A 6,253-nucleotide genomic window follows, 5' to 3' on the forward strand; every position below is an offset into this window, starting at 1 on the left:
TTGTCCTTTGTGAATTTCGGGCGTTTGCGAACGTCAGGCTGAAATCAGCGACTTGCCGGCAACGCCAAGGCTGTCGGCGCCGCCGATGACGCGCTCCTTCAGCGCGCCCACCTCGCCCAGCAGGTTCTCGGCGAAGAACCGGCAAAGCGCGATGCGGTTTTGGTCGGCAAGCGCGCCGCGCGCCAGATCGGCGCTGCCAGCGGCAAGCGAGATCAGCCTGAGATAAGGTGTGGCGCCGGCCAGCGCCTCGTCCGAACGGCCTTCGGCCTGCAGGTCTTGCAGGAAACGGGTTGCCTGGGAGAGGTCGTCGAGCGCCTGGTCGAGCCGATCGGCGGTGCGGCCGAAGCCTTCAAGGTTCGACGCTCGCACCGCATCGGCGACGGCCTTGAGCTCGGCGATGTAGCCATGCACATGCTGGCCGCCGCCGAGCGGCAGTTTGCGCGTCACCAGATCGATCGCCTGGATGCCATTGGTGCCTTCGTAAATGGGCGCGATGCGCGCGTCGCGATAAAGCGCTGCAGCCCCCGTCTCCTCGATGAACCCCATGCCGCCATGCACCTGAAGCCCAAGCGAGGCGACTTCGACGCCGACATCGGTGGAAAACGCCTTGGCCAGCGGCGTCAAAAGATTGGCGCGTTCCTGCCAGTGCTTTGCATCCTCGCTCGCGGACGCGAGATCGATGGCGTAGGCGCAGGAATAGCAGATGGCGCGGGCAATCTGGGTCAGCGCCTTCATGGTCAAAAGACTGCGCTGGATGTCGGGGTGATGCACGATCGGCGCCATGCCGGTACCGCGATAGCTTGCCGCCTTGCCTTGCCGGCGCTCGTTGGCGTAGGCCAGCGCCTTCTGCGTCGCCGCCTCGGCGACCGCGACGCCCTGCATGCCGACGGCAAGGCGCGCATTGTTCATCATGGTGAACATGCAGGCGAGGCCTTTGTTCTCCTCGCCGACCAGCCAGCCAATCGCGCCGGGCGTGCTGCCCTCGAAGCCATCGCCATAGATCATGGTGCAGGTCGGCGAAGCGTGGATGCCCAATTTGTGCTCCAGCGCGGAGCAGAAGACGTCATTGCGCCCGCCCAGCGCGCCATCGTCGCCAACCAGGAATTTCGGCACCAGGAACAGCGAAAGGCCACGCGTGCCGGCCGGCGCGTCCGGCAGCCGCGCCAGCACCAGATGGATGATGTTGTCGGTGAAATCGTGCTCGCCATAGGTAATGAAGATCTTTTGCCCGAAGATGCGGTAGGTGCCGTCGCCGGCCGGCTCGGCACGGGTTCGCAAGGCATTCAGGTCCGAGCCGGCCTGCGGCTCGGTCAGGTTCATAGTGCCCATCCATTCGCCAGAGACCAGCTTTTCCAGATATTTGGCCTTGAGCGCTTGCGAGCCGTGCTTGTCGAGTGCTTCGACCGCACCCATGGTCAGCGTCGGAGCGATGCCGAACGCCATTGAGGCGGAGTTCCACATTTCGAGCGCGGCGGCGCCGAGCATGGCCGGCAGCGCCTGGCCGCCATACGCTTCCGGCGCGGACAGCGCGTTCCAGCCGCCATCTATCCAGCGGCGATAAAGTTCCTTCCAGCCGGTTGGCGTGGTGACGGCAGCGCCGTTGAGCACCGCGCCTTGCCGGTCGCCGATCTCATAGAGCGGCGCCACCTCCTCACTGGCGAAACGGCCGGCCTCGGCCAGAATGGCGTCGACGAGGTCTTCGCCGAGTTCGCCAAAGGTGCCGGCATCGAGCGCCGCCTTCAAGCCGGCGACATGCTTCAGGGTGAAGGCGATTTCCTCGACCGGTGCCCGATACATGGCGCTCGCTTCTCCTCAGCCTGGCTCTCCTCAGTCCGGCAGGCCAAGTTAAGACCCGTGCCGGCGCAAAATCATCTGCTTTCGGAGTTCCCTGTCCATCTTCTTTTTACGTAAACGTCAAACTTTGTCACGTGGATTTTGCAATTGCCACGACGCAGGCTAAATTCGCCAAGATAGAGCAGAATACCGAAATAGGATTGCCTCGTGCTCGCAGACCTGACGCCCATCGCTGCATCGAATGCGCCTGCTTTGGCGGGCGGCCGGTTTTTGCTATCATGAAGGTAAGGTCGAGAACGGCGCAGCCTATTGGTCGGATCGCGGCACATTGTGCTCACCACCATGCTCGCTGACCCCTCATCGCAAACGCGAGGCCGAGGGAACGCTGTCGCAAGTGCCGGCGCTCAATCCGTTTCATATCCCCTCTCGCCAGTGACAACCATCAAGACCATCGACGGAGAAGCTGTCCGAGCCGTGGCATCCGCGGGCCGCGATCGAAAGCATTTCCTTAACCATGGCGGTTCAGGATTTGGCTTTGGCCAGCAAGGACCTGCTGTTTGAAAACGCCGGCGCACCCCCTTGTCCGCTCAGCGCTTCTCCTTGTCGCGGCCGCGATGACCCTGGCGCTGACGCCGGCAAGGGCCTCGGATTTCTCCGAACCGTGGAAGGATGCGGACCGGGCGCTGGTCGTCGACGCCTACGAATACAATTCCATTGACTGGACCCGGCTAGCTGCCGACAAGCGTCTTGTCGGCTTCATCAACAAGGCATCCGACGGAATGCCGCCACCCTATTTCTGTTTCGGCGACGAGACCGAGATGCGTCTGTGCAAGACGCTTTGGAAGCGCCATGCGATGGCACAGGAACTGTTCCAGACGCGCAAGGTGGTGGCCAAGGCGCTGGGCCTGAAATGGGGTGCCTATCATCTCGCCCGCCCCGGCAACCCCGTGGGACAGGCCAATAATTTCATCAATTTCGTGAAACCCGGGCCGGATGACCTGCTTGCCCTCGACATCGAGGACGATGATCCCACCCAATGGATGTCGCTCGAGGATGCCGAGGAATTCGTGCGCCATGTGCATCGTCGGGTTGGCCGCTTTCCGGTGCTCTACACCAACGGCACGACCGCCAGGCATATCGCCGACAATAAGTATAAATACCCGCTCCTGTCCCGGTTGCCGCTGTGGTATGCGCGCTACAAGCCCGACATCGACGTGCATTTCCCCGTAGGCAATTGGCAGAGCTATGCGCTCTGGCAGTTTTCGGCGCGAGCAAATTGCGGCCGGTTCCGCTGTCCTTACAGGGTTGCGGGCACGCCCAATGATATCGATGTCAGCGTCGCACCGATGAACGCGACGGAATTGCGCGCGCGGTGGCCGTTCGGCGGCCTGATCGACGTGCAGCCGGATTACCTCGCCTCGATACCGGTGCCGCTCTCACGCGAGGCGGGGCTCGCCGGCACTGCCATGACCTATGCCACAGTGGCAGCACCCGCGAGCCTCGAGCAACTGGTCGTGGTATTCAGGACGCGCTTGGCCAGGTTCAGCAGCGGCTTTCAAATGCCTGCGGCGAAGGCGGCGCCGAGCCTGCCGCGCGGGATTGCCGAATATGTCGCCTGGACGCGAAACGAAGAGCGCCTGGCATCGGTGTCTGGAATTGCCCCCACCGCCGATGCGGTCAGCAGCGTCTCGACCAGATTCGACCGCGGCCTGCGTTGAGGTCGAGGGCCGCCTTAAGCGTCAGTTCGCCTGCTCGCGCGCCACCGCCAGCCAGCCAATGTCGCGGCGGCAAAAACCTTGCGGCCAGTCGATCCGGTCGAGCGCGGCGTAAGCCTTCTTCTGCGCCTCGCCGACGGTGCGGCCGGTCGCCGTGATGTTGAGCACGCGACCGCCATTGGCGACGAGTGCGCCGCCGTTGATTGCGGTGCCGGCGTGAAAAATCTCGACGCCCTCACCTGCCGCCGCCTCGACGCCGCGAATGACCGAGCCCTTTTCCGGCGTGCCGGGATAACCCCTGGCTGCCATCACCACGGTGAGCGCCGCCTCGTCGCGCCAGCGCACCGAGGTGTGCGCCAGCTGGCCGTCGGCGGCGGCGTTGAGCAGGACCAGGAGATCGTCCTTCAGCCGCATCATCAGCACCTGGCATTCCGGGTCGCCGAAACGGGTGTTGTATTCGATCAGCTTCGGCCCGCTGTCTGATATCATCAGCCCGGCGAACAGCACGCCGGAAAACGGCGCGCCTGTTTCAGCCATGCCGCGCATGGTCGGCTCGACGATCTCGCGCATGGTTCGGTCGATCATCTCCGGCGTCATCACCGGCGCCGGCGAATAGGCGCCCATGCCGCCGGTGTTGGGGCCGGTGTCGCCGTCACTGAGGCGCTTATGATCCTGCGCGGTGCCGAAGGGCAGCGCGGTGATGCCGTCGCAAAGGCAGAAGAAGCTTGCCTCTTCGCCGCTGAGAAACTCCTCGACCACCACTTCGGCGCCGGCCTGGCCGAAGGAGCCGTCGAAACAGGCGTCGAGCGCGGCCAGCGCCTCGTCAAGCGTCATGGCGACGGTGACGCCCTTGCCGGCAGCGAGGCCGTCGGCCTTGATGACGATCGGCGCACCCATTCTCTCGACATAGGCCTTGGCCGAAGCCAGATCGCCGAAGCGGCCATAGGCGGCGGTCGGGATGCCGTATTTGGCGCAGAGGTCCTTGGTGAACCCCTTCGAGCCTTCCAGCCGTGCCGCTGCCTTTGACGGGCCGAAGACGCGGATGCCCTCGGGGCGAAGGTCGTCGGCAATGCCGGCGACCAGCGGCCCTTCCGGGCCGACCACGACGAGGTCTATTTCTTTCTCGCGGCAAAACCGGACCACCGCTGCATGATCCGAAACATCGAGCCTCACCAGCTCGGCTTCGCCGCCGATGCCCGGATTGCCGGGCGCCGCGTAGAGTTTGGTCAGCAGCGGCGACGCCGCCATCTTCCAGGCCAACGCATGTTCTCGTCCGCCGGAGCCGATCAGCAAAACACGCATGCCTGGATTCCTTGCCCGTTCCGATCAGGACTGCGCTATTGCGCCCCGGGCGGCGGGTCAAGACATTTGGCTGTCCGCGGCGGCGATTCCGCGCCGCGAGCGGATCCGGCCTGCTTGACGCTTGACGGCATTCGCCTCTGCTGCCACTCCAGCAAAATGGAAACCGTCCAGTCGAAAGCGGCCCAGGGCCGCGTCGCCGATGCGCCGAGCGGCCACTGGGTCTATCGCGCGCTGCCGCGGGGGTTGTGGCCCTATGCGCAGCTTGCCCGATGGGACCGGCCGATCGGCTGGCAATTGCTGCTGTGGCCATGCTGGTGGTCGGCTGCACTTGCCGCGAGCGCCTATCCGCGTCCGACGGACCCGCTGCTCTCGCTGCTGCCGTCGCCGTGGTATCTGCTGCTGTTTTTTCTTGGCGCGTTCGCCATGCGTGGCGCCGGCTGCACCTACAACGACCTGGTCGACGAGGACATCGACAACCAGGTGGAACGCACACGCTCGCGGCCGCTGCCGGCCGGCAAGGTTACGCGCCGGCAGGCCTGGATGTTTGTTGTCTTGCAGGCACTGGTCGGCCTCGCCGTGCTTTTGCAGTTCAACAGCTTGGCCATCTTGCTCGGCATCGGCTCGCTGGTCATCGTCGCCATCTACCCGTTCATGAAGCGGTACACCAATTGGCCGCAACTGGTTCTCGGTCTTGCCTTTTCCTGGGGGGCGCTGATGGGATGGGCGGTCGAGTTCGGCGATCTCGATGGGCCGGCAATCATGCTCTATATCGGCTCGATCCTGTGGGTGATCGGCTATGACACGATCTATGCGCATCAGGACAAGGAGGACGACGCCATCGTCGGCGTGCGCTCGACGGCGCGCCTGTTCGGCGACAACACCAAGGCCTGGCTTGCCGGACTTTATGGCGGAGCGCTGGTCTGCTTCGCCATTGCTTTCGCCTCGGCGCAGGCACCGGTGCCGGCGCTCGCCGGGCTGATTGCCGCCGGCGCCCATCTGGCGCGGCAGATCGGCGTGCTCGACATCGACGATCCGGACCAGTGCCTGAGGCTGTTCAGATCGAACAACCAGGTCGGCTGGCTGATCTTCCTCGGCCTGATCGGCGGCGCGGTCTGGGTGGCGCTGAAGCCGCTGGTTTAGGAGCCTTTTCCCTTCTCCCCTTGTTGTGGGAGAAGGTGGATTGGCGCGTAGCGCCAAGACGGTTGAGGGATGTTGGAAGAAATGAGGCGTTGGCGTTCCCTGGAACACCCCTCATCCGACCGAGCTTCGCTCGGCCTTCTCCCACGAGGGACCTGTTGCGCAGTCATGAGCAAAAGCTTGCGGCGGCGGGGTTGCGGCGGTTGTTCGCTTGTTTGCGGGGGATTTGACGTCTTGTTTGGGGTTTCAGGCGGTCGTCCGACCCTGTATGGGCGGAACTCAGGCGCACCTATCCCGCGATAGCG

General features: G+C 64.2%; 4 protein-coding genes. 2 read left to right on the plus strand and 2 right to left on the minus strand.

What is annotated here, in order from left to right:
- Positions 1-33: 33 nt before the first annotated feature.
- On the minus strand, positions 34-1,797 hold the full coding sequence (locus NKG95_RS08075; RefSeq protein WP_353040376.1) for an acyl-CoA dehydrogenase family protein: 1,764 nt from the start codon (positions 1,795-1,797) through the stop codon (positions 34-36).
- Positions 1,798-2,351: 554 nt separating this feature from the next.
- Here NKG95_RS08075 and NKG95_RS08085 point away from each other — a divergent pair.
- Positions 2,352-3,512 carry a glycoside hydrolase family 25 protein gene (locus tag NKG95_RS08085; protein WP_502912599.1) on the plus strand — a complete coding sequence of 387 codons (1,161 nt, stop codon included), beginning with the start codon at positions 2,352-2,354 and terminating at the stop codon, positions 3,510-3,512.
- 21 nt (positions 3,513-3,533) lie between these two features.
- Here NKG95_RS08085 and purD read toward each other — a convergent pair whose 3' ends face one another.
- The gene (purD, locus tag NKG95_RS08090; RefSeq protein ID WP_353040377.1) at positions 3,534-4,811 is read right to left on the minus strand and encodes a phosphoribosylamine--glycine ligase; all 1,278 of its coding nucleotides are present in this window, start codon (positions 4,809-4,811) and stop codon (positions 3,534-3,536) included.
- A gap of 156 nt (positions 4,812-4,967) precedes the next feature.
- On the opposite strand from purD, the gene ubiA reads away from it, so the two are divergent.
- On the plus strand, positions 4,968-5,951 hold the full coding sequence (ubiA, locus tag NKG95_RS08095) for a 4-hydroxybenzoate octaprenyltransferase (RefSeq protein ID WP_352588985.1): 984 nt from the start codon (positions 4,968-4,970) through the stop codon (positions 5,949-5,951).
- The last annotated feature ends 302 nt before the right edge of the window (positions 5,952-6,253 follow it).

This window comes from Mesorhizobium sp. M1423, assembly GCF_040317575.1.
Classification (GTDB): domain Bacteria; phylum Pseudomonadota; class Alphaproteobacteria; order Rhizobiales; family Rhizobiaceae; genus Mesorhizobium.